The sequence below is a fragment of the Kitasatospora sp. NPDC059673 genome, assembly GCF_042734215.1.
Classification (GTDB): domain Bacteria; phylum Actinomycetota; class Actinomycetes; order Streptomycetales; family Streptomycetaceae; genus Kitasatospora.
Window position 1 is genome coordinate 169,902 of the sequence record NZ_JBHWEN010000005.1, and the last position, 21,895, is coordinate 191,796.

Annotated in this window: 17 protein-coding genes; 6 read left to right on the forward strand and 11 right to left on the reverse strand. The window is 73.8% G+C overall.

Features of this window, described 5'->3' with window-relative positions:
• The first annotated feature begins 74 nt into the window (after nucleotides 1-74).
• The 3 genes from ACFV18_RS08700 (at nucleotide 75) to ACFV18_RS08710 (ending at nucleotide 3,939) form a co-directional block, all read left to right on the forward strand.
• On the forward strand, nucleotides 75-965 hold the full coding sequence (locus ACFV18_RS08700) for an NAD(P)-dependent oxidoreductase (RefSeq protein ID WP_380480711.1): 891 nt from the start codon (nucleotides 75-77) through the stop codon (nucleotides 963-965).
• Between the two features lie 173 nt (nucleotides 966-1,138).
• Nucleotides 1,139-2,611, forward strand: a complete 1,473-nt coding sequence (locus tag ACFV18_RS08705) for an RICIN domain-containing protein (protein ID WP_380480713.1) — start codon at nucleotides 1,139-1,141, stop codon at nucleotides 2,609-2,611.
• 152 nt (nucleotides 2,612-2,763) lie between these two features.
• On the forward strand, nucleotides 2,764-3,939 hold the full coding sequence (locus ACFV18_RS08710; protein WP_380480715.1) for an alpha/beta hydrolase family protein: 1,176 nt from the start codon (nucleotides 2,764-2,766) through the stop codon (nucleotides 3,937-3,939).
• Nucleotides 3,940-3,970: 31 nt separating this feature from the next.
• Here ACFV18_RS08710 and ACFV18_RS08715 read toward each other — a convergent pair whose 3' ends face one another.
• The 5 genes from ACFV18_RS08715 to ACFV18_RS08735 all read right to left on the reverse strand — a co-directional run bounded on the left by ACFV18_RS08715 (nucleotide 3,971) and on the right by ACFV18_RS08735 (nucleotide 11,565).
• The gene (locus ACFV18_RS08715) at nucleotides 3,971-4,663 is read right to left on the reverse strand and encodes a response regulator (protein ID WP_380480717.1); all 693 of its coding nucleotides are present in this window, start codon (nucleotides 4,661-4,663) and stop codon (nucleotides 3,971-3,973) included.
• Nucleotides 4,660-5,880, reverse strand: a complete 1,221-nt coding sequence (locus ACFV18_RS08720; RefSeq protein ID WP_380480719.1) for a sensor histidine kinase — start codon at nucleotides 5,878-5,880, stop codon at nucleotides 4,660-4,662. Before ACFV18_RS08720 ends, ACFV18_RS08715 begins: the two co-directional genes overlap by 4 nt.
• Nucleotides 5,881-5,977: 97 nt before the next feature.
• The gene (locus ACFV18_RS08725) at nucleotides 5,978-6,898 is read right to left on the reverse strand and encodes an amidohydrolase family protein (RefSeq protein ID WP_380480951.1); all 921 of its coding nucleotides are present in this window, start codon (nucleotides 6,896-6,898) and stop codon (nucleotides 5,978-5,980) included.
• A gap of 210 nt (nucleotides 6,899-7,108) precedes the next feature.
• Nucleotides 7,109-10,789: a DUF4132 domain-containing protein gene (locus ACFV18_RS08730; protein WP_380480721.1), complete on the reverse strand. Its 3,681-nt coding sequence runs from the start codon at nucleotides 10,787-10,789 to the stop codon at nucleotides 7,109-7,111.
• A 101-nt stretch (nucleotides 10,790-10,890) separates the two neighbouring features.
• A complete protein-coding gene (locus ACFV18_RS08735; RefSeq protein ID WP_380480723.1) occupies nucleotides 10,891-11,565 on the reverse strand; it encodes a response regulator in 675 nt (224 codons plus the stop codon).
• A 510-nt stretch (nucleotides 11,566-12,075) separates the two neighbouring features.
• Here ACFV18_RS08735 and ACFV18_RS08740 point away from each other — a divergent pair.
• Nucleotides 12,076-13,959, forward strand: a complete 1,884-nt coding sequence (locus ACFV18_RS08740; RefSeq protein WP_380480954.1) for an amino acid transporter — start codon at nucleotides 12,076-12,078, stop codon at nucleotides 13,957-13,959.
• 368 nt (nucleotides 13,960-14,327) lie between these two features.
• Here ACFV18_RS08740 and ACFV18_RS08745 read toward each other — a convergent pair whose 3' ends face one another.
• The 6 genes from ACFV18_RS08745 to ACFV18_RS08770 form a co-directional block, all read right to left on the reverse strand.
• Complete coding sequence (locus ACFV18_RS08745; protein ID WP_380480725.1) at nucleotides 14,328-15,233, reverse strand: DUF4232 domain-containing protein; 906 nt, start codon at nucleotides 15,231-15,233, stop codon at nucleotides 14,328-14,330.
• Between the two features lie 96 nt (nucleotides 15,234-15,329).
• On the reverse strand, nucleotides 15,330-15,488 hold the full coding sequence (locus tag ACFV18_RS08750; RefSeq protein WP_380480727.1) for a hypothetical protein: 159 nt from the start codon (nucleotides 15,486-15,488) through the stop codon (nucleotides 15,330-15,332).
• Between the two features lie 34 nt (nucleotides 15,489-15,522).
• Nucleotides 15,523-16,089 (reverse strand): class I SAM-dependent methyltransferase, encoded by a 567-nt coding sequence (locus ACFV18_RS08755; protein ID WP_380480729.1) that lies wholly within the window; start codon nucleotides 16,087-16,089, stop codon nucleotides 15,523-15,525.
• Between the two features lie 71 nt (nucleotides 16,090-16,160).
• Nucleotides 16,161-16,688, reverse strand: coding sequence for a GNAT family N-acetyltransferase (locus ACFV18_RS08760; RefSeq protein WP_380480731.1), 528 nt, complete (start codon nucleotides 16,686-16,688; stop codon nucleotides 16,161-16,163).
• A 32-nt stretch (nucleotides 16,689-16,720) separates the two neighbouring features.
• Nucleotides 16,721-17,923, reverse strand: coding sequence for a DUF5685 family protein (locus ACFV18_RS08765; RefSeq protein WP_380480733.1), 1,203 nt, complete (start codon nucleotides 17,921-17,923; stop codon nucleotides 16,721-16,723).
• Between the two features lie 124 nt (nucleotides 17,924-18,047).
• Nucleotides 18,048-19,667 (reverse strand): serine hydrolase domain-containing protein, encoded by a 1,620-nt coding sequence (locus ACFV18_RS08770; protein ID WP_380480735.1) that lies wholly within the window; start codon nucleotides 19,665-19,667, stop codon nucleotides 18,048-18,050.
• Nucleotides 19,668-19,831: 164 nt separating this feature from the next.
• On the opposite strand from ACFV18_RS08770, the gene ACFV18_RS08775 reads away from it, so the two are divergent.
• Both ACFV18_RS08775 and ACFV18_RS08780 read left to right on the forward strand, forming a co-directional pair.
• The gene (locus ACFV18_RS08775) at nucleotides 19,832-21,106 is read left to right on the forward strand and encodes a sensor histidine kinase (RefSeq protein WP_380480737.1); all 1,275 of its coding nucleotides are present in this window, start codon (nucleotides 19,832-19,834) and stop codon (nucleotides 21,104-21,106) included.
• On the forward strand, nucleotides 21,103-21,801 hold the full coding sequence (locus ACFV18_RS08780) for a response regulator (protein WP_380480739.1): 699 nt from the start codon (nucleotides 21,103-21,105) through the stop codon (nucleotides 21,799-21,801). Before ACFV18_RS08775 ends, ACFV18_RS08780 begins: the two co-directional genes overlap by 4 nt.
• Nucleotides 21,802-21,895: the final 94 nt, after the last annotated feature.

Genomic DNA, 21,895 nt, shown 5'->3' on the forward strand with positions numbered 1-21,895 from the left:
ACTCACCCCGGGGTAAGCACCCACTGCCAAGTGCGTACTTGATCACTTCCGGGTCCTGGACCAGCCTAATCGGCATGGCACAGAACACTGTTGAGAACACCGCCGCCGCCCCCATGACCCTGCTCGGGCTCGGCACCATGGGCACCGCGCTGGCCCGCACCTGGCTTGCCGCCGGGCACCCGCTCACCGTCTGGAACCGCACCCCGGCCCGAGCCGAAGCCCTCGCCGGCGAGGGCGCGAAGGTCGCCGGGAGCGCCGCCGAGGCGGTCGCCGCGAACACCCTGATCGTCGTCTGCCTGCTGGACGACACCTCGGTCGGCGACGTCCTGGCCGGGACCGACCTGACCGGCCGGGACGTGGTCAACCTCACCACCAGCACCCCCGCCCAGGCCCGCGCCCGCGCCGAGTGGGCCCGCGAACGCGGCGCCCGCTACCTGGACGGCGGGATCATGGCCGTCCCCCCGATGGTCGGCGTCCCACAGGCCGGCGGCTACGTCTTCTACAGCGGCTCGCACGACCTGTTCGACCGGCACCGGCCGGCCCTCGCCGTCCCGCTCGCCACCACCTACGTCGGCGAGGACCCGGGCTTCGCCGCCCTGCACGACGTCGCCCTGCTCAGCGCCATGTACGGCATGCTCGCCGGGGCCGCACACGCCTTCGCCCTGATCCGCAAGGAGAACATCGACCCCACCACCCTCGCCCCCCTGCTGGCCGGCTGGCTCACCGCGATGGCCCCCTCCGTCCACCAGACCGCCGAAAACCTGCGCACCGGCGACTACACCACCGGCGTCGTCTCCACCATCGCCATGCAGGTCGCCGGCACCCCGACCTTCCTGGCCACCGCGCAGGAGCAGGGCGTCAGCCCCGAACTCCTCGCCCCCTACTTCGAGTTGATGCGCCGCCGGCTGGCCGTGGGCAGCGGCGAGGAGGACCTGACGGGCGTGATCGACCTGCTGACACGCTGACCGTCCGGGGGTGGGGGGCGGTGGCGGGGGCGGGCCGAGGTGTCCGTTGAGCGGGCGGGCCGAGGTGCCCGTTGAGCGGGCGGCAAGTCGGTGGCAACCGGGCGAACCTACGGTCGGTGCTCAAACCGGGACATGGCACACCTGCCGTCCCGCCGTCCGTGAAAAGAGGCCCGATGTCACGCAAACTTCCGATCGCGGTCGCGTCACTGCTGACGCTGGCGGCTTCGCTGCTGGTCGCCGCGCCCGCCGCACACGCGATCAACCCGTGCGACGCACCCGAGCCGCCGCCCTCCTGCATCGAGACGCCGCCCCCCGGCGGCTCGGGGACACCGCCGACGCCGAGACAACTGCCGTACGCCTACCCGGAGTCGTTGACACTCGGCGGCTGGTGCGTGGACGTTCCCAACGGGTCACCGGTCACCGGGAGCGCGATCCAGATCTGGGGGTGCAACAACTCCGGCCCCCAGCGCTGGATCTCGCGACCCGTCGGGAACGGGGTGTCCTGGGTGAACATCGGCACGGGCAAGTGCCTGGACGTCAAGTGGGGCGCCTCGGTGGACGGCACCGCCGTCTGGCAGTGGGACTGCAACGGCACCCCCGCACAGATCTGGCGGGACGAACCCTCGCCCTCCGGTGGCCGGCAGCTGGTCAACGCGGGCAGCGGGACATGTCTGGACGTCCCGAACGCGGACTTCCGCTTCGGCAACCCCCTGCAGATCCGGGGCTGCGACGACAGCCCCGCCCAGCGGCTCGGCCGCCAGGCCGTCCAGCCCTGGCCGGGCTCCCGGCTGCGCCCCATCTACGCGATCGCGCACAACCTCAACTCCGTCGACCGGGTCGGCCCGGCGCTGGACGCCGGATACAACGCCATCGAGGTCGACGCCGCGAACCACGCGTACGGCGGCTGCTTCGTCGACAACTGGGAATGGGTGGCCTGCGACGTCGGCAACCCCGCCTCCGAGAACGTCGACAGCGGCAACCTGGACCGCAAACGAGTCTCGGCGATCTTCGACGAGATGGCCGCCCAGCGCCGCGCCGGACGCAACCTCACCCTGGCCTGGGTCGACATCAAGAACCCCGAGAACCGGGACCTCGGCACGCTGAAGGCGCTCGCCCGGGACAAACTGGTGGCCAACGGCATCCAGGTGATCTACGAGGTGACCTGGGACAACGACAAGCGCACACTCTGGGACGACCTCAAGCGGGACCTCACCCCGTCCGAGGGCGTGATGGTCACCGGAACGTACCAGGACGCCAGCATCGCCTTCTCCTACAACGGCGGCGGCGTCACCTTCCAGCACCGCCTCGTCGACGACGGCTCCGCGATCTTCGCCACCGCCGTCGGCACCTGTGACAACGAGGGCAGCGACAAGGTCGCCGGCCTGAAACAGAGCACGGCGACCCGCGACGCCGGCTACCTGACCGGCGTCTTCTCCTGGACCATCGGCTCCTCCTCCGGCGCCGCCGCATGCGCCGCCCGCCTGCTCGGCGAGGCGGGCGTGGACGGCCTCATCGCCGGCTACAAGTTCAACGACTACCAGCGCTCCGGCGACACCGACCAGGCCGTCAAGAACATCACCGACTGGATCAACGCCCACACCGACCGGGCCCGCCTGGCGACGACCCAGGACACGGTCTTCGCCTGACAGGTCCGGACCCCGGCGGCCAAGTGCTGTCCGCCCGGGGGCGGAGGGCGGGTCCGCCCGGGAGGGGACGGGGTGCTCCGCCCGGGAGGGGACGGGGTGGTCCGCTTCCGAGCGGACGTCAAGCGGGGTGTCCGCAGCCTAGGTTCGGGGACATGACCAGTCTTCGCCGCGTGGCTGTGACCGCCGCGCTCGCTCTTGTCCTGCCGCTGCCGATTGCTGCTGCGGCCCCCGCTCTCGCCGCCGGTTCGCCGACCTCGGCCGCTGCCCCCGCGGCGGCCGCCTTCGCGGCCTCCTTGCCCCGCCCGACCGGGCCGTACGCGGTCGGGCGGGACCTGCTGCACCTGGTCGACCGCAACCGGCAGGATCCGTGGGTGCCGTCGGCGGGGGCGCGGGAGTTGATGGTGTCGATGTACTACCCGGCCCGGGCGGGGAGCGGGGGGCCCGCGCCGTACATGAGCACCGAGGAGGCCCGGCTGCTGCTGGCGATGAAGGCCCCGGGTGGGGGCATCGCGCCCGAGGAGGTGGCCGCTGTCGGCACCTGGGCGCGGGCCGGCGCGCGGTCGGCGGCCGGGCGTTTCCCGCTGGTGCTGCTCTCGCCCGGCTTCACCTTCCCCCGGGCGGCGTTCACCAGCATCGCCGAGGACCTGGCCAGTCGCGGGTACGTGGTCGCGCTGATCGACCACACCTACGAGTCCTCGGGCGTGACCTTCCCCGACGGCCGGACGCTCGCCTGCGCCATCTGCGACCAGCCCCCGCAGGGCGGTCCGGCGGCCATCGCCGAGAGCCGGGCGAAGGACGCCTCGTTCGTCATCGACCGGCTGACCTCGGACGAGTCGCCCTGGGCGCGCGCCCACCTGATCGACCACCGGCGGATCGGCATGGCCGGGCACTCCATCGGGGGTGACGCCGCCGCCCTGACCATGGCCGCCGATCGCCGGGTGCGGGCGGGGGTGAACATGGACGGCACCTTCTTCGCGCCCGTCCCGGCCGGCGGACTCGACGGGCGGCCGTTCCTGCTGTTCGGCGCCGGCTCCGACGAGGCCCCGGGCATGGACCCCAGCTGGGACGAGGCCTGGTCCCGCCTGGACGGCTGGAAGCGCCGGCTGACCGTCGCCGGAGCCGAGCACGGCACCTTCAGCGACCTCCTGCTGCTCGCGCGGGCCGCGGGCCTGCCCGCCACTCCCGGGGCGATCGACCCCGGGCGCGGACTGGCGATCACCCGGACGTACCTCGGCGCCTTCTTCGACCAGCAGTTGAAGGGGAAGCCGCAGCCGCTGCTGGACGGGCCGTCCCCGGACCAGCCGGAGGTGACCGTCCAACTCCCGTGACACAGAAGGCCGGTGTCCCCGTCCGGTGGGCTCAGCCGGACGGGGACACCAGGCCCGCGTCGTAGGCGGCGATGACCAGGTGGACGCGGTCGCGGGCGTCCAACTTGGCCAGCAGGCGGGCGACATGGGTCTTGGCGGTGGCGGGGGCGATGAACAGCCGCTCGGCGATCTCGGCATTGGACAGGCCGCGACCGACCAGGGTCAGGACCTCGTGCTCGCGCTCGGTGATCCCCCGGAGGCTGCGCTTCGGCTCGGCCGGGGCGGGCCGGGCCGTGAGGTCGGCGATCAGGCGACGGGTGACGCTCGGCGCGATCAGCGCGTCGCCGGCGGCGACCACCCGGATCGCCGCGAGGATGTCCGTCAACGCCATGTCCTTGACCAGGAAGCCACTCGCACCGGCCCGCAGCGCGGCGTAGACGTTCTCGTCGTCGTCGAAGGTGGTCAGCATCAGTACCCGCACCGGCGGGTCGGCCGCGCCCGTACCCGCGGTGAGCAGCCGGGTGGCTTCGATGCCGTCCATGCCGGGCATCCGGATGTCCATCACCACGACATCGGGACGGAGCTCCCGCACCCGCCGGACGGCCTCGGCGCCGCCGGCCGCCTCGCCCGCGAGCTCCAGACCGGGGGAGTGGGCGATGGCCATGCCGAGCCCGGCGCGCACCAGTTCCTGGTCGTCGGCCAGCAGCACCCGGATCGGTGCGGCGGCCGCTTCGGCGGCCGTCATGCGGGCAGCCTCGCGGCGACCCGGAAGCCGCCCTCGGGGCGGGAGTTGGCGCTGAACCGGCCGTTCAGCAGGGCGACCCGCTCGCGCATCCCGGCGATTCCCAAGCCACTGCCGCCGGTGTGGCCGCCGGTGTGGCCACCGGTTGTGCGGCCGCGGCCCCCGTCGAGCACCTCGATGGCCAATTCCTGCTCCCCGTAAGCGATGTGGACCTCACAGCGGTCGGCGCCCGAGTGCCGCAGCACATTGGTGACCGACTCCTGGACGATCCGGAAGGCGGCCAAGTCGATCTCGGGCGGCAGCGGGCGCGGCCGTCCCCGCCACTGTACGTCCACCTCGACGCCGGCCTGCGCCATCGTCTCCGTCAGGCGGCCGACGGCCTCAAGTCCCGCGAGTGGTACGGCGATCGAGGGATCCTCGCCGGTCTCGGCCTGGCGCAGGGAGACCAGCATCCGGCGCAGGCCGGACAGCGTCTCGCGGCTGGTGGCCTCGATGGTGTCCAGGGCCCGGCGCGCCCCGGCCGGCTCCACGTCCAGGACCAGGCTCGCCGCACCGGCCTGGATCGCGATGACGCCGATGCTGTGGGCCACCACGTCGTGCAACTCCCGGGCGATCCGCAGCCGTTCGACGGTGATCGCCTGGCGGGCGGCGTAGGCACGAAGGTCCTGGCTGTAACGGCGTTGCTGGCGTATCGAGTTGCCGATCGCCCACGGGATCGCGATGCTCGCCGCGAACGCCGCGGTGGTGCTCGCGAGCTCGCCGGCCTCCACCGTGTGGAGCTTCACCGGCGCCGACTCGCCCAGCCAGAACACGAGTTCGGCGACGGCGGCGAGCGCGGACGTCCGGCGGGGGCGGGTTGCCGCCAGGTACCCGACCAGGACGTTCATCGCCATGAAGAGCGGCCACGGCTGGGCGCCCAGCAGCGCCACCAGCGCCGACTCGGCCAGCAGCACCCCGAACACCTGCACCGGCCACCGCCGGGCCCAGCCGGCCGCCAGCGCCAGCAACACGGCCAGCGCCGCCCGGATCCCGAGCGTCAACAAGGCGACCGGGCCGCGGGATTCGAGTGGTGGCGTCAGCTGATACGTTGTCGAGAAGAAGAGCAGCAGCGCGAGCGGGACGGTGGCGCACCAGCCCAGTGCCGTCCAGGCGCCCGACGGCAGTCGCCTCAGCCACGGCGCGCGCGGCAGATCCGGATTCGTGTGGTGCGTGCGGTGCATGCGGGGATGGTAGCCAGCACCCCCGCCGCCGGTCGTCCGCCCGCAGGCATACACCCACAGACGGACGGCGGTGGCAGGCGGTGGCAGGGGGCGGCGGTCAGAGAGCGAACAGCTTGGCGGCGTTGTCGTGGCAGACCGCCCGCAGCCAGTCGGATCCGAGCTCCAGCCGTTCCAGGGCGCGGAGTTGATGCAGGTAGGGGTACGGGATGTTCGGGAAGTCGGTGCCGAGCAGGACGCGGTCACCGAGGTCGGCGAGCCGGGGCAGGGCGCGTTGGGGGAAGGGCATGAAGCTCTCGGTGAAGTCGGTGAACGCCATGGTGGTGTCGAGGTGCACCTGCGGGTACCGCTCGGCGAGGCCGAGGAAGGCTTCGTACTCGGGCATGCCCAAGTGGGCGACGATCAGCCGCAGTCGGGGGTGCCGGGCGAGCACCCGGGCGGCCGACTCGGGGCCGGTGAAGCGGCCGGGCGCCGGTCCGGAACCGCAGTGCATCACCACCGGAACGCCCGCCTCGGCCAACATGCCCCACGCGGAGCGGAGTTGCTCGTCCGCCGGATCGTAGTCCCCGACCTGCACATGGGCCTTGAACACCCGAGCCCCCGCGTCGAGCGCCTCGCGGACGTACTCCCCGGTGTCCGGTTCGGGGTAGAGCGTGGCGGTGTGCAGGCAGTCCGGGGTGCGGCGGGCGAAGTCAACGGCCCAGTCGTTCAGCCACCGGGCCATGCCCGGCTTGTGCGGGTAGAGCATCGAGGTGAACGCCCGGACGCCGAACTCCCGCAGCACGGCGGTGCGTTCGGCCTCCTCGGCGCGGTAGGTGATCGGCCAGGCCAGCCCGCCGATCAGCGGCCCATTGGCGTCGAAGTACTCCCACACCTTGCGCAGCACCCGCTCGGGCATGAAATGGGTGTGGACGTCGATCAGCCCGGGCAGCCCGAGCCCGGCCCAGAACCGCCGCACCTCGGCCGCCTCCTCGCGGCCGGGTTCGACGGCTCCGGGTTCGACGATCTCGGGCTCGACGATCTCGGGCTCGACGGTGCCGGGCTCGTGCGCTGAACTCACGTGGGCTGCCTCTCTCTTGACCAGCAGGTGACCGGGCGCGGCCCGGCGCCGCGGCCCCGGTGCTGCCGTTGCGCCCGGTGCCGGTGTGGCCACTGGTGTTTCTGCCGCTGTCGATTCTCGGGCAGCAACGGGCGCAGGTCCAGGGCGGACGGCGCTGGGACCGGACAGGCCCTAGCCGGCGGTCAGTTCCTCCAGGTCGGCGAGGAGTTCGGAGGCGGTGAGGGCGTCCAGCTCGGCGAACCGCTCGCGGTGCTCACGGCCGGGCCAGTAGTCGTGCGCCCTGGTGTCCAGCCACACCGTGCGGAGGGTCTGCTCGGGGAACTCCGTCACCACGCCGACCCAGATACCCGGTTCGAGGGCGATCACCAGGTGCCGGCCGTTCGGCAGCGGCTTGTGGAACCAGCGCTCCACCCCCGCGTCCTCGGGCGTGCCGCGCTGCCAGCCGCGCTTGGTCATGCCCAGCAGGCGGCCCACCGGCACCTTCGCCCCCTCGAAGCGGTGCAGCCGGTGCCCCGCGGCCTCCTCCGCCGTCAGCACGGCCGTCGGGCGGGCGAGCTGGCGGAACGGCTGGAGCAGCTCGTGCTCGGCGAAGAGCTCCACCCAGACGGGCAGATCGGCGCCGAGGTGCAGGGGGTGGGCGAGGCGGACGACAGCGTCCTCGGGGAGCGTGAACGCCTTGTCGTGGACGTCGGCGAAGGTGCCGTCCCCGGCGACCCGGAAAGCGGTTTCCGCAGTGCTCCAGAGCAGCCGGCGGGACAGGTGCCGAAGCAGCGGGTGATCGACCAGCAGCGTGCGGAACTCGGCCGCCGTCCAGGTCCGTCCGGCGACCATCGCGGCTTCGAGACGGTGGATCTGATCGCCGGCCAGCGTCCGGACGTCCTTCTTCAGCGCGGCGAAACGCTTGCGCTCGGCGGGCGCGAGCTCCGGGTCGTCCTTCGCGCCGGGCGCGGGCAGATCCTTTCGGCGCTTGCCGTCCGCGTCCAGCACGAACGGACGCAGCTGCTCGTCGAACCCGACCGTGAACGTCCGCGCACCGTAGTCGATGACCGTCGTGCCGTTCGCGTCCAGCCCCAGATCCGGCACCAGCCGGTCGCCGAGCTGCTCGCCCGTCAGACCCAGCGCCTGCGCGATCTCGGCGACCTTCTCCTGCGCCCGCGACTTCAGCGCCTTGAACTTCACCCGCTGCGCGATGCCGTGCAACTGCATCAACGCGACATCGCTGCCGATCGCCGCCAGCACCTCCAGACCCTCCACCGCGCGGTGGTGCGCACCGGCACCCGGCCACTCGCGCAGCACCGGAGCCAGCCGGCGCGCCGTCCCGTCGTCGCCCCACTCGCCCAGCACGAACAGCGCCCAACTGTCCGCGGCAGGCATCCCCGCCTGCCGCCACTCCTCGAACAGCGCCCACCCGAACTCCGCCGCCGACTCCGGCCGCAGCAACTGCGCCACCAGCGGCAGACCCGGGTACGGGTCACGCAGCTTCGACAGCGCCATCATCGTGACCACGTTGCGCACCGCCGGCTGCGGCAGCGCCTCACCGGAACGCAGCACCAACTGCGGCAGCGCACCGAGCAGCAGCCACTGCGGGAACTCCGGCATCCGCGCGGGCAGCGCGTTGACCAGCGGATCCGCGCTCAGCGACTCCGCCACCACGGCCGCCACCCCCTCGCCGAAACGATTCGTCACCGCCACCAGCAGGACGTCCGCGCCCTGCTGCGCCGCGACCAGCCGCAGCGCGTTCTCGGCGGCCACCCGGGCCCGGCCGGCCTTGCCGACCGCGTTCGGCACCAGCAGCAGCGCACCCTCGACGCCGTGCCGGGCGAACCACGAACGGGCCGTCGCCCGGTGCGACTTGAGGCGGACCAGCGCATCCGCCATCACCCCGGCCACGGTGACGTCCCGGAACGGCAGCAGCAACGGCACCACATGCCCAGGCTGAGCGAGCGCGCCGTCGCGCAGCAACGGCAGCGCGGCCAGGCCGAACCTGGCCACCACCGGACGCAGCGACTGCGCCGCGTTCCAGTACTCGGCGGGCCGCCACCCCTCCAGGTACGGGCCCACGATCTCCTCGGGGCCGTGCCTCAGCAGCTCCGCGCCGTACCAGAGACCACCGGCCTCCGTCAGCCGGATCCTCGCCTCGGCGGCCCAGTCGAAGCCCGCACCGAAAGTCCACGGGGCCTGCCTGCCCTCCCGCCACTGCTCCGACTCGCCGTCCTCCCACAGCAGTTGGGCGGCGTCCTCGGCGGTGATCCCGGTCAGCACCTTCGGCTTGCGGGCCGGACGCGGACGCGCCCACGGCGGCGAGGTCAGCAGCTCCGGCAACGCGGCCGGTGCCGCCTCCGGCAGGTGCTGCCGGGCGACGTCCAGCGAGCCGACGAACTCAGCGGTGTCGGCGCCGAGTCGGGCCAAAACCTCGGGCAACTGCGGACGGAGCGCGCCGAGTTGACTGACCAGCAACTGCCGCGCGGCCGCGGCCTCCGCGCCGGTCCGCTGCTGGGCGAACTCCGCCAGCAGCCGTACCGCGCGCACCGGGAAGCGGCGCATGGCGTGCAGCAGGGCAGGCCGGACGTGCCGGACCTCGATCCGGTCGAGCAGCATCCGGAACGCCTCGTCGCCGGGGAACTCGGCCATCAACAGCGACAGTTCACGCACCCGGTCGTTGTCGTACTGGGCCCCCAGCGCGTGTCCGAACAACGGCACGCACGCCGTGCCCACCCCGTCCGCGAGAGTGGCCAGCTGGCCTGTCGTCCACTCCGTCCAGGCCCGCACCCGATGCTGCCAGAGCCGTGCGACCTGCTCCGCCGTACCCACCGAATGCAGCAGCAGGGAGCGGTGCAGATCGCTGTCCCCACGGCACTTCCGGGAGTCGGCCAGGCACTCGTCCACCCAGCCAGGCACCTCCGGGGCGAGGAACGCGGTCACCACCCGGCGCTCCCAGGTGGTCCGGCACTCCGCCAACTCGGCCAGCGCACAACGGTATTCGGCGTCCTCGGCCGACGCCAGCGCCCGCCGCACTCCCTGCGCCAGCGCGAACGCGAACTCCGCCGCACGCAGGTCGCGGTAGTCCGGGCCCTCCGAGACCAGGGCGTTGCGGTACTGGTTCGGCCGGGCGCAGCCCTCGTCGAACTCGAAGGCGGCCACCGTGGCGCGGGCCGCGAAACCCAGGCCGAAGCGGGCGATCCAGGAGTCCAGCACCTCCTGGAAGCCGCCCTTCTGCCAGGTCTCGCGCAACATCGCCGCCACCGCGGCCGCCCCGATCGCGTCCGGCACCCCGTCCATGTGCGCGCGGGCGGCCCGCACCAGGTGCGCCTCCGACCGGGGGCCCGTGAGCACCTGCTCGATCCGGGTCTCGTTCCTGGCGATCCGCAGCGACTCCAACTCCTCGGCCGCCGCCGCGTCCACCACCGCCCGGGCCGGCCCGCCCGGCACCCCGCCACCGCGGCGCGGCACCACCAGCGGGTACCAGGACTCCGGCAGCACGAAGGCGTCCTCGTCCGGCAGTTCGGCGAACTCGGCGGCACCGGTGTTACCGGCAAGCTCGGCGGCACCGGCGGCACCGGTGTCCTCGGCGGCGAGTTCGACGGCGGCTTCGGCGTTCGGCCCGGCAGGCGGGGCGGTCGGGGTGTCAACGCCTGCGGTCTCGCGGTAGCCCTTGCGCTCCTTCTCGGCGATCTGCTTCGCGAGGTGCGCCTCGGCGGCAGCCGGGTCCGCGAGCTCCTTGACCTGGACGCGCCCCTCGGTGCCGATCCGACCGTAGCGGACCCGCACGGACGCGCCCTCGGTCGCGGCCTCCCAGAACTTCGACGAGCCGTCCCCGACCAACTCCCAGTACCGCACTGCCCCTCCAGACATGCCGATGGCTCCGGGCGGCCGCCATGATCGTCCGGCCACCCGGAGGGAACCCTAGCGAGCGGCCCCGACAGCACCCGTGGTGGCGCGGAACCACAGGGGAATCAGGCGCCGCGCTCCGAGGAGTGCGCGGTCAGGGTCTGGGTGGCGATCACCGCGGCCTGCACCCGGCGCTCCACACCGAGCTTGGCCAGCAGGCGGGAGATGTGGTTCTTGACGGTCTTCTCGGCGAGGAACACCCGCTCGCCGATCTGCCGGTTGGTGAGGCCCTCGCCGATCAGCGCCAGGATCTCCCGCTCCCGATCGGTCAGGTTGGGGAAGTCGGGGGCGGGCGTCGGGGCCTCGCCGCGCAGGCGGGCCATCAGCCGGGTCGCCGCGCCCGGGTCGAGCATGGACTGGCCGGAGGCGACGGTGCGGATCGCGGTGACCAGGTCGGTGCCGCTGATCTGCTTGAGCACGTAGCCGGCCGCGCCCGCCATGATCGAGTCGAGCAGCGCCTCCTCGTCGTCGAAGGAGGTGAGCATCAGGCAGGCGAGTTGCGGCATCCGTGAACGCAACTCGCGGCACACGGACACCCCGTCGCCGTCGGGCAGCCGCATGTCGAGGACCGCGACGTCCGGGCGCAGCGCGGGCACCCGGGCCAGAGCCTGTTCGACCGTGCCGGCCTCGCCGACCACCTCCAGGTCGGGCTCGGAGTCCAGCAGGTCGTGCACCCCGCGCCGGACCACCTCGTGGTCGTCCAGCAGGAACACCCTGATCGGTGCCGAACCCTCGGACATGGCAGCAACTCTCCTCGCGCATCGCGGACGTCCGGACCGGCGTCCGGACGCAGACACCCTGCAGTCTGCCAAACCGTACCCGCAGACCGACAGGCGCCTCTGCCTCCGACCGGCCCCGAACCAGGGCCGCTCGGCCCTTGACAGCCGACCTCCGCAGGTGCTCGAACGGTCGGGTGTCGTCCGGCGGGCGACGGGGGAGCGGTGGCGGCCGCCCCGCTTCGTATCCGACCGGCCGGGCAAACAGCGCGTCAAGGCCGCCCCAACGGGACGTCAAGCAGCCGGGACCGGTGCCGACCTGGGCAGATGGGGGACGTTACGCTCCAGCCTGCCCTGGACGGTGGCGGAGGTGACCTACATTGACGTGGGAGTCCGCCCGGTGGGCCGGATCGTCCGGCGGCCCGGGGCATCCGACCTCGCGACAGGAGCAGCACAGTGGTCGATTCCGCCCCCGCGGACACCGGCTCGGCGCGCGAGCGCCTGCGGGCCTGGCTGCTGGAAGGCCTGTCGGACATGGCCAAGCAGCACCCCGGCCCGCACGCCCAGGCCACCGACCAGCAGCACGGGCAGCGCTGGTGGCGGGTGATGTGCCTGACCGGCCTGGACTACTTCTCCACCCTCGGCTACCAGCCCGGCATCGCCGCCCTCGCCGCCGGGCTGCTCTCCCCGATCGCCACCATCGTGCTGGTCGCCGTCACCCTGCTCGGCGCGCTGCCCGTCTATCGGCGGGTCGCCCAGGAGAGCCCGCACGGCGAAGGCTCGATCGCGATGCTGGAACGGCTGCTGTCGTTCTGGAAGGGCAAGCTGTTCGTCCTGGCGCTGCTCGGCTTCGCCGCCACCGACTTCCTGATCACCATCACGCTGTCCGCCGCCGACGCCACCGCCCACCTGGTGGAGAACCCGCACCTGACCAGCGCGCTCAGCGGCCACCAAGTGCTGATCACGCTGCTGCTGATCGCACTGCTCGGCGGCGTCTTCCTGAAGGGCTTCAGCGAGGCGATCGGCGTCGCGGTCGTGCTGGTCGCGGTCTACCTGGCACTGAACGTGGTGGTGGTCGCGGTCGGCCTGTGGCACGTCGTCACCGCCCCGTCCGTGATCACCGACTGGACGCACGCCCTCAGCGCGGAACACGGCAACCCGATCGTGATGATCGGCGTCGCCCTGGTGGTCTTCCCCAAGCTCGCGCTCGGCCTGTCCGGCTTCGAGACCGGTGTCGCGGTGATGCCGCACATCGAGGGCGACCCCGAGGACACCGAGGACCGGCCGACCGGACGCATCCGCGGCGCCCGCAAGCTGCTCACCACCGCCGCCGTGATCATGAGCTGCTTCCTGATCACCACCAGCTTCATCACCACGCTGCTGATCCCCGCCGACGACTTCAAGGCCGGCGGCCCCGCCAACGGCCGCGCCCTCGCGTACCTGGCCCACCACTACCTGGGCAACGCGTTCGGCTCGGTCTACGACCTGTCCACCATCGCCATCCTGTGGTTCGCCGGCGCGTCCGCGATGGCCGGACTGCTCAACCTGATGCCCCGCTACCTGCCGCGCTACGGCATGGCCCCGCACTGGGCCCGCGCGGTGCGCCCGATGGTGCTGGTGCTCACCGCGATCGCCTTCCTGGTCACCTGGCTGTTCGACGCCAATGTCGACAAGCAGGGCGGTGCGTACGCCACCGGCGTGCTGGTGCTGATCACCTCCGCGGCGATCGCCGTCACCATCGCCGCCCGGGCCGCTCGGCAGCACAAGTGGACCATCGGCTTCGCGATCATCGCCGCGGTGTTCGTCTACACCACCATCATCAACATCGCCGAACGCCCCGACGGCGTGAAGATCGGCGCCTGCTTCATCGCCGGCATCGTGCTGGTCTCGCTCGCCTCCCGGCTCGCCCGGGCCTTCGAACTGCGGGTCACCGACGTCCAGCTGGACGAGGTCGCGGAACGCTTCGTGCGGGACACCGCGCACCGCACGATCCGCTTCATCGCCACCAAGCCTTCCACCCGCGACCTCACCGAGTACCGCGACAAGGTGCACCAGATCCGCGCCGACAACGACATCCCGGCCGAGGACGACCTGGTGTTCGTCGAGGTCACGGTGCTCGATCCGTCCGACTTCGAGGCCGAACTGAAGGTCCACGGCGAGGTGCTGCACGATCGCTACCGGGTGCTGACGCTCGAACACTCCAGCGTGCCGAACGCGCTCGCGGCGATACTGCTGCACGTGCGCGACACCACCGGCCAGCTCCCGCACATCTACTTCGAGTGGACCGAGGGCAGCCCGTTCGCCCAGTTCCTGCGGTTCTTCCTGTTCGGTCAGGGCGAGGTCGCACCCGTCACCCGCGAGGTGCTGCGCGAGGCCGAGCCCGACCGCAGCCGGCGGCCGCGCGTGCACGTCGGGTAGCGGTAGCGGGTTTCGGCGGCGGAGCGGGCCGGGGGCCGGGGTGGAAAGCGCTTTCTGGGGGCGGCGGGAAAGCGGTTTCCGGTTGGCTCCGGCAAGCGCTTTCCGAGGCGCTCGGGCGGGCGTGCCGTGCGGGCGGCGGGCGCCGGGCCGCTCAGGAGGTGACGCTCTCCTGTACCCACGCGCCGACGCCGAGTCGGCCGGTGGTGCCGAGGTCCAGCTCTGGGGTCACCATCACCGGCGCCGCGTCGGGGGTGGGGGTGGAAGACGCTTTCCGGGGGCGGCGGGAAAGCGGTTTCCGGTTGGCTCTGGCAAGCGCTTTCCGAGGCGCTCGGGCGGGCGTGCCGTGCGGGCGCCGGGCGCCGGGCCGCTCAGGAGGTGACGCTCTCCTGTACCCACGCGCCGACGCCGAGCCGGCCGGTGGTGCCGAGGTCCAGCTCCGGGGTCACCATCACCGGCGCCGCGTCGGGCGTCGCGCGGACCCGCAGGTACGGGGCGTTCACCGGATCCATCGCGAGGTTGTCGTTGGTGTTGCGCCACACCACCATGGCCTGCGCGCCCTCGCCCGTCCGCAGCGTGATCCGCTGCGGCGGCGTGTCCGCGCCGGTGCCGGTCGCGATCGCCGCGCCGCCCTTGAGCACCTGCAGGGCGTCCACCGGCCGGTGCTTCTCGTCCAGCGCCTGCACCTGCGGGTAGCCGTTCACCGTCACCGGCGAGGTTCCGCAGTTCACGAGGTGCAGGCCCATCACCCGCAGCCCCATCGCCGAATCGCCCTGGTCCGCGTACAGCCGCACCCCCGACGCCGGGCACGGCCCGGCCTTCGACGGCGCCTCGGCTGTCGGGACGCTGCGCACCTGGCTGATCTTCACGTTCGGGATGATCGGCGGCTGGGACGCGTTGGCGCGCGCCGGGTTCGGGGTGCCCTGCTCGACCCGGCCCCGGACGGTCGCGCCCGGCGGTACCGCCGGCACCGTGCCGGTCGGGCTGGTGTGCAGCCGCTGGCCGACGCCCGTCCACCCGAACAGCACCGAGAAGTCCGCGGTTTCGCTGCCCGCGTTGGTCACCTCGAACTCCGCGCAGGCGTCGTTCACCGCGAGAATCCGCACCCCGTCCCGGACCCACCCCTCCAGCGGCCTCTCCACCGGCACCCCGCACGGCCCCGCGCTCGCCGACGGCGCGGCCGGCCCGCCGCCGCCGGCCGTCACCGTTCCGCAGCCCGCGAGCAAGGCGGCGGCGGTGAGGAAGAGGGCAGCGGGGCGCACGGCGGAAGCAGACATTCGACGAGTCGATCACGTCACGGGCCGCCCGGCCCGTGACGCCTGTCACAGCGTGGGCAACAGCCTTGCAACGGTCGTCGGTTCACGGCCGAAGGCTTATTTCCCGCCACCGTGGGCCGGACGGCGCGCGAACAGGATCGCCCCCGGCACGCTCGCGTCGGGGTCGGTCAGCAGGTGGGCCTCCACCGTGAACCCGGCCTCGCGCAGCCACGCGGCCACCTGCTCGGGCGAGCGGCGGTGGACGTGGACCCGCATGCCCGCATCGGGTGACCGCCGTAGCCCTGCGTCTTCAGGCGCGACCCGATGCCGACGTGGAAGCCGAGCAGCAGTGGTCCGCCGGGGCGCAGCACCCGCGGAACCGGTCCAGGACGGCGGGGACCGCCTCGTCGGGGAGGCGGATCAGGGACCAGAAGGCGAGCAGTCCGGCGACCGAGGCGTCCGCGAGGCGAGGTCCGTCATCGAGCCCACCTCGAACCGCAGGCCGGGGTGCTCGCGCCGGAGCCACCTCGATCATCCCGGGCGGCAGGTCGATCCCGAAGACGTCGAGCCCCAACTCGCGCAGGCGGTCGGTGACGTGCCCGGGGCCGCAGCCCACGTCCGCCACCGGCCCGCCCCCCACCGGCCCGCCCCCCACCGGCCCGCCCCACCGGCCCGCCCCACCGGCCCGCCCCCCCCGGCTTGCCCCCACCGGCCCGCCCCTGGCGGCGCGCACCAGGTCGGCGAACAGGGCCAGGGCGGCTCGAAGGTACGGCGCCCCGGCCAGAACCCCGCGCAGGCGGTCGGCGTAGTCGACCGCGACGGTGTCGTAGGAGGTCCGGGTGTCCGCCGGCCAGTCGTCCGCGTTCCTGCCCGGCACCGTAGGCCAGTGACCAACTGCCGTGCCCCGTCGGCGAATCACCGCCGCCCGGCCACCTCGGCCCCGGCCGCTCACATGGGCAGCGAGTGCAGCCGGACCGGCCCGTCGGGCCACCCGGCCCCGGGTGTCAGCGGCTTCCACATCGCGCCGAGCGGGACGGGCGCCGGGCCGGTGGGCTGGTCGGCCGTCACCGGCTCGGGCAGGGGCAGAAAGCCGAGGCGGAGGTAGAGCGGGGCGCGACTCGGCAGGCAGAACAGCAGCGCCCGGTCCAGGCCGTCGACCCGGGCGGCGTCCAGCACCCCGGCGACGGCGAGGCGGGCCAGGCCGTGGCCGCGCAGGGCCGGGGCGACGATGACGCCGCCGACGCCCGCGACGTCGAAGCGCTGCCCGCCGGCCTCCACCGCGCCCACCGCCAACCCGGCGTGCGCGACCACCCGGCCCTCGTGCCACACGCCGAAGTGCCGGTCCTTGGGCCGCCACGTCACGCCGAGCGAGGTGGTCTCGAACGGGTCGGCCGCGCCGCCGCCCAGGGCCAGGACGTCCGGCCAGCCCCAGCCGGTGAGCTCGGTCGCTGCCGCGAACTCCGGGGTGTCACCCATGATGTGCTCCACGCGTTCTCGATCCTCCATGCCTACGAACAGTCGCACCCGCAGTCGCACCCACTGCAACAGCCGTCGTCGCACCCGCTGCAGCACTGGCAGCAGTCCGGGTCGCAGCCGTTGCAGCAGTCACAACAGTCGCAGCAGGAACTGCAGTTGCGCTGACAGAACCCCTTCTGGCGCTCCCGGGAGAACGGGTTGTCGTGCTCGCAGCACAGCAGCTGGCACGTGCAGGCCATGGTCAGCCAGACCGCGCACCCCACGATCGTGTCCCGGCGCGGCTTCTGCGGCTCCAGCGGCCTCTCCGGCCCCGGAGGTGCGTCCGGATTCACCGGCGCCTCGGGGCCCGTCCCCGGCGCCGCGGCGTGCGCGCACGCGTGTCCGGTGCGGCCGAACACCCGGTCCACCGCCTCGCCGGTCTCGTGCGCCAGCAGCCGGTGCACCAGCGCCCGATCGGTGAACTCGACCTCCGCCAGGGCGAGTTTGATGCCGTGCACGGCGTCCCGGCACAGCCGCCGCGCCTCCTCCTGCGAGGTACCCGACACCGTCAGCGGATTCCACAGGCCCTGCGCCTCGTCCTGTTGCCGGTCCTCGGCCGCGTCCAGCAGGTGCGCCAGCCGTCCGAACAGCCGGCCCGCCTCGGCCAGCGCCGCCGCGTTGCCCGGACGGCCCGCCAGGACCGCCGTGTGCGCGAACGCCGCCGCCGTCGCCTCCTCGGTCGGCGCGGTCGCCAGCAGCAGCGGACCGCCCGCCGTCACCAGCCGCTCCGCCTCCTCCTGCCGCCCGGCCGCCGCCAGCAGCACCCCCGTGTCGAACCCGACCGCCGCCGCGCTGCCCGTGCTCTGCCGCTCCCAGCGCCGGGTCATTCGCCGCGCCCCCGCCGCGACCGGCCGGCGCGCGAACACCCCGTCCCCGTCCAGCACATGGTCACGGATCTTCACCGACGCCAGCGCCAAGGAGACCGCCGCCGCCAGCCGCGCCCCCTCGCCGCGCGCCACCGGCGCCGTCCGCATCCCGCGCAGCGGGCACGGCCCCGCCGTCCGGCGCGCGGCGGCGCGCGGCGACTGCGCCTCGACCAGCACGGATATCACCAGGCCGTCGTAGTTGGTCGCCGTCCGCGCCAACTGCCCGTGATCGTCCCGCAATGCCAGACACAGGCCGCACAGGTGCGCCAGCCACGACGCGTGCAGCCGCTCCGACAACCGGTGCCGACACGGCCTGATGATGCCGAACAATGAACCCGCCCCCTACCTTGCCCAACCCGCCCCGATCAGCGGCCATCCTAGTGACGCACCCGCACGCCCGAAGGTTTCGAGGCGCGCGGGCGGGACGGTGAACTGCAGCGCAGCCCGGCGCCGTTCAGGGCAGGTTGACGGTGATCACCGCCGTCGTGCAGAACAGCACGGCCAGCGGCAGGACGGGCAGCGCGAAGGTGAGGGCACGCAGCCACGGGTACCGGCCCCGGGCCGTCGGCAGGGCGGGCCAGCGACGGACGGACTCGGCGGCCGTGGCTGCCACCAGCCCCGCGCCGATCGCGCACAGGACGCCCGGGACGTGCCCCCACTCGCCGCTGCGCAGGGCCAGCAGCCAGCAGGTGGCGGCGGTCAGCGGCAGAGAGACGGCCTTGAGACGGTCCAGGGGGCGGGAGAAGCGGGCGCGGCGGGGCCGCACCACGCCGAGCAGGGCGAGCGCGGGCGCGCCGGCCGCGAGCAGTCCGGTGGCGGCGAGCAGGACGGGGTGCGGGGTTTGGGGCTCCTCGAACTCGGGGGCATCGACGCCGAGCAGGGCGAAGCCGATCCGCTCGGCCGGTGTGCGGGTGGAGTTGGTGAGGACCACCACCGCGCGCTGGTCGGTGGTGTGGGCGACGAACGCGCGGGAGCCGTTGGTCAGTCCGTTGTGCCAGCGGACGGTCGTGCCACCGGCGTTCCAGAGCTGCCAGCCCAGGCCGATGTGCCCGTCGCGGTCGGCGTAGTCGGCGACGGCGGCGTGCGGGGTGTGGGTGAGGGCGAGCGCGGTGGGCGGGTTCGGGGCGGCGTTGGCGGCCAGGAAGGCAGCGAGGTCGGCGCTGGTGGTCCAGGTGCCGGTGCCGACCGCCGCCCAGCCGGGGTTGGTCCACGGTACGACCGGTGTGCCGGCGGTGTGGAACGGGAGAGCAGCCCGGTCCGGAGTGCCGGGGGCGGTGCGGACGGTGGTGCGGTCCATGCCGAGCGGGGCGAGGACGCGCTCGCGCAGCGCGGTCGGGTAGTCGCGGCCGTCCACCTTGGCGAGGGTCTCGCCGAGGACGGCGTAGCCGAGGTTGGAGTAGGAGAACGCGGTGTCCGGCCCGGGCCCGGAGCCGGTCAGGCCGGCGAGCGCGCGCACCGGGTCCTGGAGCAGCGAGTAGCCGTTGCCGCCCAGCAGATAGCCGGCCATCGCGAGCGGGAAGCGCGGGCCGTCGGCCGGGAAGGACGGCAGGCCGGCGGTGTGGGTGGCGAGTTGCCCGACGGTGATGCCGGCCACCGCCGGATCGGCGAAGGAGTACTCGGGCCACAGGGCGCCGACGGTGTCGGTGAGCCTGATCCTCCCGGCGTCCAGGAGGCTGCCGAGCAGGCTCGCGGTGAGCACCTTCTGCGCCGAGCCGGTCTCGAACGCGGTGTCCGGGGTGACCGGGGTCGAGCCGTCGGTGGTGCCCAGCGCGGCCCTGGTGACGGTGCCGTGATCGACGACCGCGACCGAGACACCCACCGAGCCGCCCGCTCCCTGGCCGTCCGGCAGCAGACCGGCGACCCGCTCGGCCAACGCCGCGTCACCACTGCGGTGGGCGGCGATCGGCGCGCTGCGCGGGCCGGCGGCGAAGGCGGCCAGCGCGGCGACGACGGCGGCGACGACCGTCCAACGCGCGGCTGTGCCGAGCCCGGCGGGCCGGGGACGGACGCCGTCGGGGCCGACGTCACCGGAGGCCTTGCCGGGAGGGCGCGGGGTGGTTCCGGGCAGGGGCACGGGGATTCCTCCAGGAGGTGCGGGCGGCGGCCGGCGGACCGGGCCGCGGATTGACGAGCTTCACGTTCACCCAGGTCAGCGGGGTGACGCAGCAGCCGACCGGCCCGCTTCGAAGTAGCCGATCGGCCACCCCCGGCGCCTTCGCCCACGCGTACGGTGGCGGCATGCACAACCGACCGGCAGCCAGTCCGTCCGCTCCCGTCCGCGAGGGCACCGCCGCCCGCCCGTTGCCGGCCCTCCTCGTCGCGGTCGCCCTGCTGCCGGCGCTGCTCACCGACCTCGACCGCTGGTGGGGCATGCGCCCGGGACCCGTCGGCGACGCGCTGTTCCTGGTCTCCGGCGCCGCGATGGGATCGCTCGTCCTCTGGGCACTGCGCCCGCTCCCCGCCCACCGTTGCGGCGGGACGCGAACGGCGGCAGCCGCCGCCGGGGCGCTGCTGGTCTCGTTCGCGGCCTCCGCCGGCTACCGGCTGCTGCCCACCGCCCACCGGCCGATCGGCCTCACCGAGGCGCTCGCCCTCGCCCTGCTGCTCCCGCTGGTCGCCCGCCGGTGCCGGCCGCCGGTGATCGCGGGCACGGCGCTGGCCTCCTTCGCGGCCCTGCTGGCCGCCGCCGGGCGCGCCGGCGGGCCGTACGACGTGGACAACGCGCTGCTGGTACTGGTGCTGCTCGGCCCCGGACTGCTGCTGCGCTGGCGGGCGGAGCACCGGGCCTGGCACATCGAACGCGCCGTGCGCCAGGAACGCAACGCGCTCGCGCGGGACCTCCACGACGTCGTCGCCCACCAGGTCACCGGCATCGTCGTCCAGGCCCAGGCGCTCCAGCACATCGCCGCCCGCGACCCCGAACTGCTGCGCACCGCCCTGGCCGACATCGAGCACGCCGGGGCGGACGCGCTGACCGCCATGCGCCGCCTGGTCGGTGCGCTCCGCGACGGCGAACACCCGCGCCAGGACGCGGACTCCCCGGCCCGTCGGCTCACCGCCCTCGCCCGGCCCGGCAACGGCCACCGCCCCGAGATCGCCGTCAGCGGCGAGGAGGAACTGGACGGCGCACCGGCCGAGATCGCCGCCGCCGTCCTGCGGATCGCCCAGGAAGCCGTCACCAACGCCGACCGCCACGCCCGCGGCGCCACCAGGATCACCGTCCGGGTCAACGGTGGGGGCGGGTGGCTGCGCCTGGACGTTCACGACGACGGTCGCGGCCCCGTCCGCACCCCCGCCGGGGACGGCTACCGGGAAGGCTACGGGGACCGCTACGGGCTGATCGGCATGGCCGAGCGTGCCAAGCTGCTCGGCGGCACCTTCCACGCCGGACCGGCCGCATCCGGCTCCGGCTGGCACGTCACCGCCCACCTGCCCGGTGCGGCGGACCGGCCCGGTGCGGCGGACCGGCCCGGGCGGCGGGCTCCGGCGATCGACGGGGTGGCGCTGCGATGACCATCCGCGTCCTGCTCGCCGACGACCAGCGCATGGTCCGCACCGGCTTCCGCTACATCCTCGACGCCGAACCCGACATCGAGGTCGTCGCCGAGGCCGACGACGGCATCGAGGCCCTGCGCCTGGCCGAGCACCACCGCCCCGACGTGTGCCTGCTGGACATTCGGATGCCCGGCATCACCGGACTCGACGTCACCCGCCGACTCGCCGGCCCCGGCGTCCCGGACCGGTTGCGCGTCATCGTCGTCACCACCTTCGACCTCGACGAGTACGTGCACGAGGCCCTGCACGGCGGCGCGGTCGGCTTCCTGCTCAAGGACGCCGGCCCCACCATGCTCATCGAGGCCGTGCGCGCCGCCGCCCGCGGCGAGGCGATGGTCTCCCCGCAGATCACCGTCCGCCTGCTGCGGCACTTCACCTCCCACCGGGTCCGCCCGCCGCTCCCCGCCTCGGGCCGGCACCCGCTGTCGGAGCGCGAGCTGACGACCGTCCGGGCCGCCGCCGAGGGGCTCACCAACGCCGAGATCGCCGAACGCCTGTACATCTCCCTCGGCACGGTCAAGAAGCACCTCGCCGCCGCGCAGCTGAAGCTCGACGTCCGCAACCGGGTCGAGCTCGCCGCCTGGGCCTACCAGCACGGGCACATGGACGAGCCGCCACGGCCGCCGGGCCACCGGGAACCGTGGGGCGGGTGAGCGCGCGCGAGGACGGGGGCTCCGCACGCCGCTCGGCGACGGCGTGCGGCGTGCGGCGAAGACCGGCGCTGCCGACCGCCGACCGCACGCCCCC

Excerpts from the sequence above, each read along its gene's own strand:
- ACFV18_RS08700 (WP_380480711.1), top strand. The coding sequence starts at position 75 with ATGGCACAGAACACTGTTGAGAACACCGCCGCCGCCCCCATGACCCTG.
- ACFV18_RS08705 (WP_380480713.1), top strand. The coding sequence starts at position 1,139 with ATGTCACGCAAACTTCCGATCGCGGTCGCGTCACTGCTGACGCTGGCG.
- ACFV18_RS08710 (WP_380480715.1), top strand. The coding sequence starts at position 2,764 with ATGACCAGTCTTCGCCGCGTGGCTGTGACCGCCGCGCTCGCTCTTGTC.
- ACFV18_RS08715 (WP_380480717.1), bottom strand. The coding sequence starts at position 4,663 with ATGACGGCCGCCGAAGCGGCCGCCGCACCGATCCGGGTGCTGCTGGCC.
- ACFV18_RS08720 (WP_380480719.1), bottom strand. The coding sequence starts at position 5,880 with ATGCACCGCACGCACCACACGAATCCGGATCTGCCGCGCGCGCCGTGG.
- ACFV18_RS08730 (WP_380480721.1), bottom strand. The coding sequence starts at position 10,789 with ATGTCTGGAGGGGCAGTGCGGTACTGGGAGTTGGTCGGGGACGGCTCG.
- ACFV18_RS08735 (WP_380480723.1), bottom strand. The coding sequence starts at position 11,565 with ATGTCCGAGGGTTCGGCACCGATCAGGGTGTTCCTGCTGGACGACCAC.
- ACFV18_RS08740 (WP_380480954.1), top strand. The coding sequence starts at position 12,076 with ATGGCCAAGCAGCACCCCGGCCCGCACGCCCAGGCCACCGACCAGCAG.
- ACFV18_RS08745 (WP_380480725.1), bottom strand. The coding sequence starts at position 15,233 with ATGTCTGCTTCCGCCGTGCGCCCCGCTGCCCTCTTCCTCACCGCCGCC.
- ACFV18_RS08750 (WP_380480727.1), bottom strand. The coding sequence starts at position 15,488 with ATGCGGGTCCACGTCCACCGCCGCTCGCCCGAGCAGGTGGCCGCGTGG.
- ACFV18_RS08760 (WP_380480731.1), bottom strand. The coding sequence starts at position 16,688 with ATGGGTGACACCCCGGAGTTCGCGGCAGCGACCGAGCTCACCGGCTGG.
- ACFV18_RS08775 (WP_380480737.1), top strand. The coding sequence starts at position 19,832 with ATGCACAACCGACCGGCAGCCAGTCCGTCCGCTCCCGTCCGCGAGGGC.
- ACFV18_RS08780 (WP_380480739.1), top strand. The coding sequence starts at position 21,103 with ATGACCATCCGCGTCCTGCTCGCCGACGACCAGCGCATGGTCCGCACC.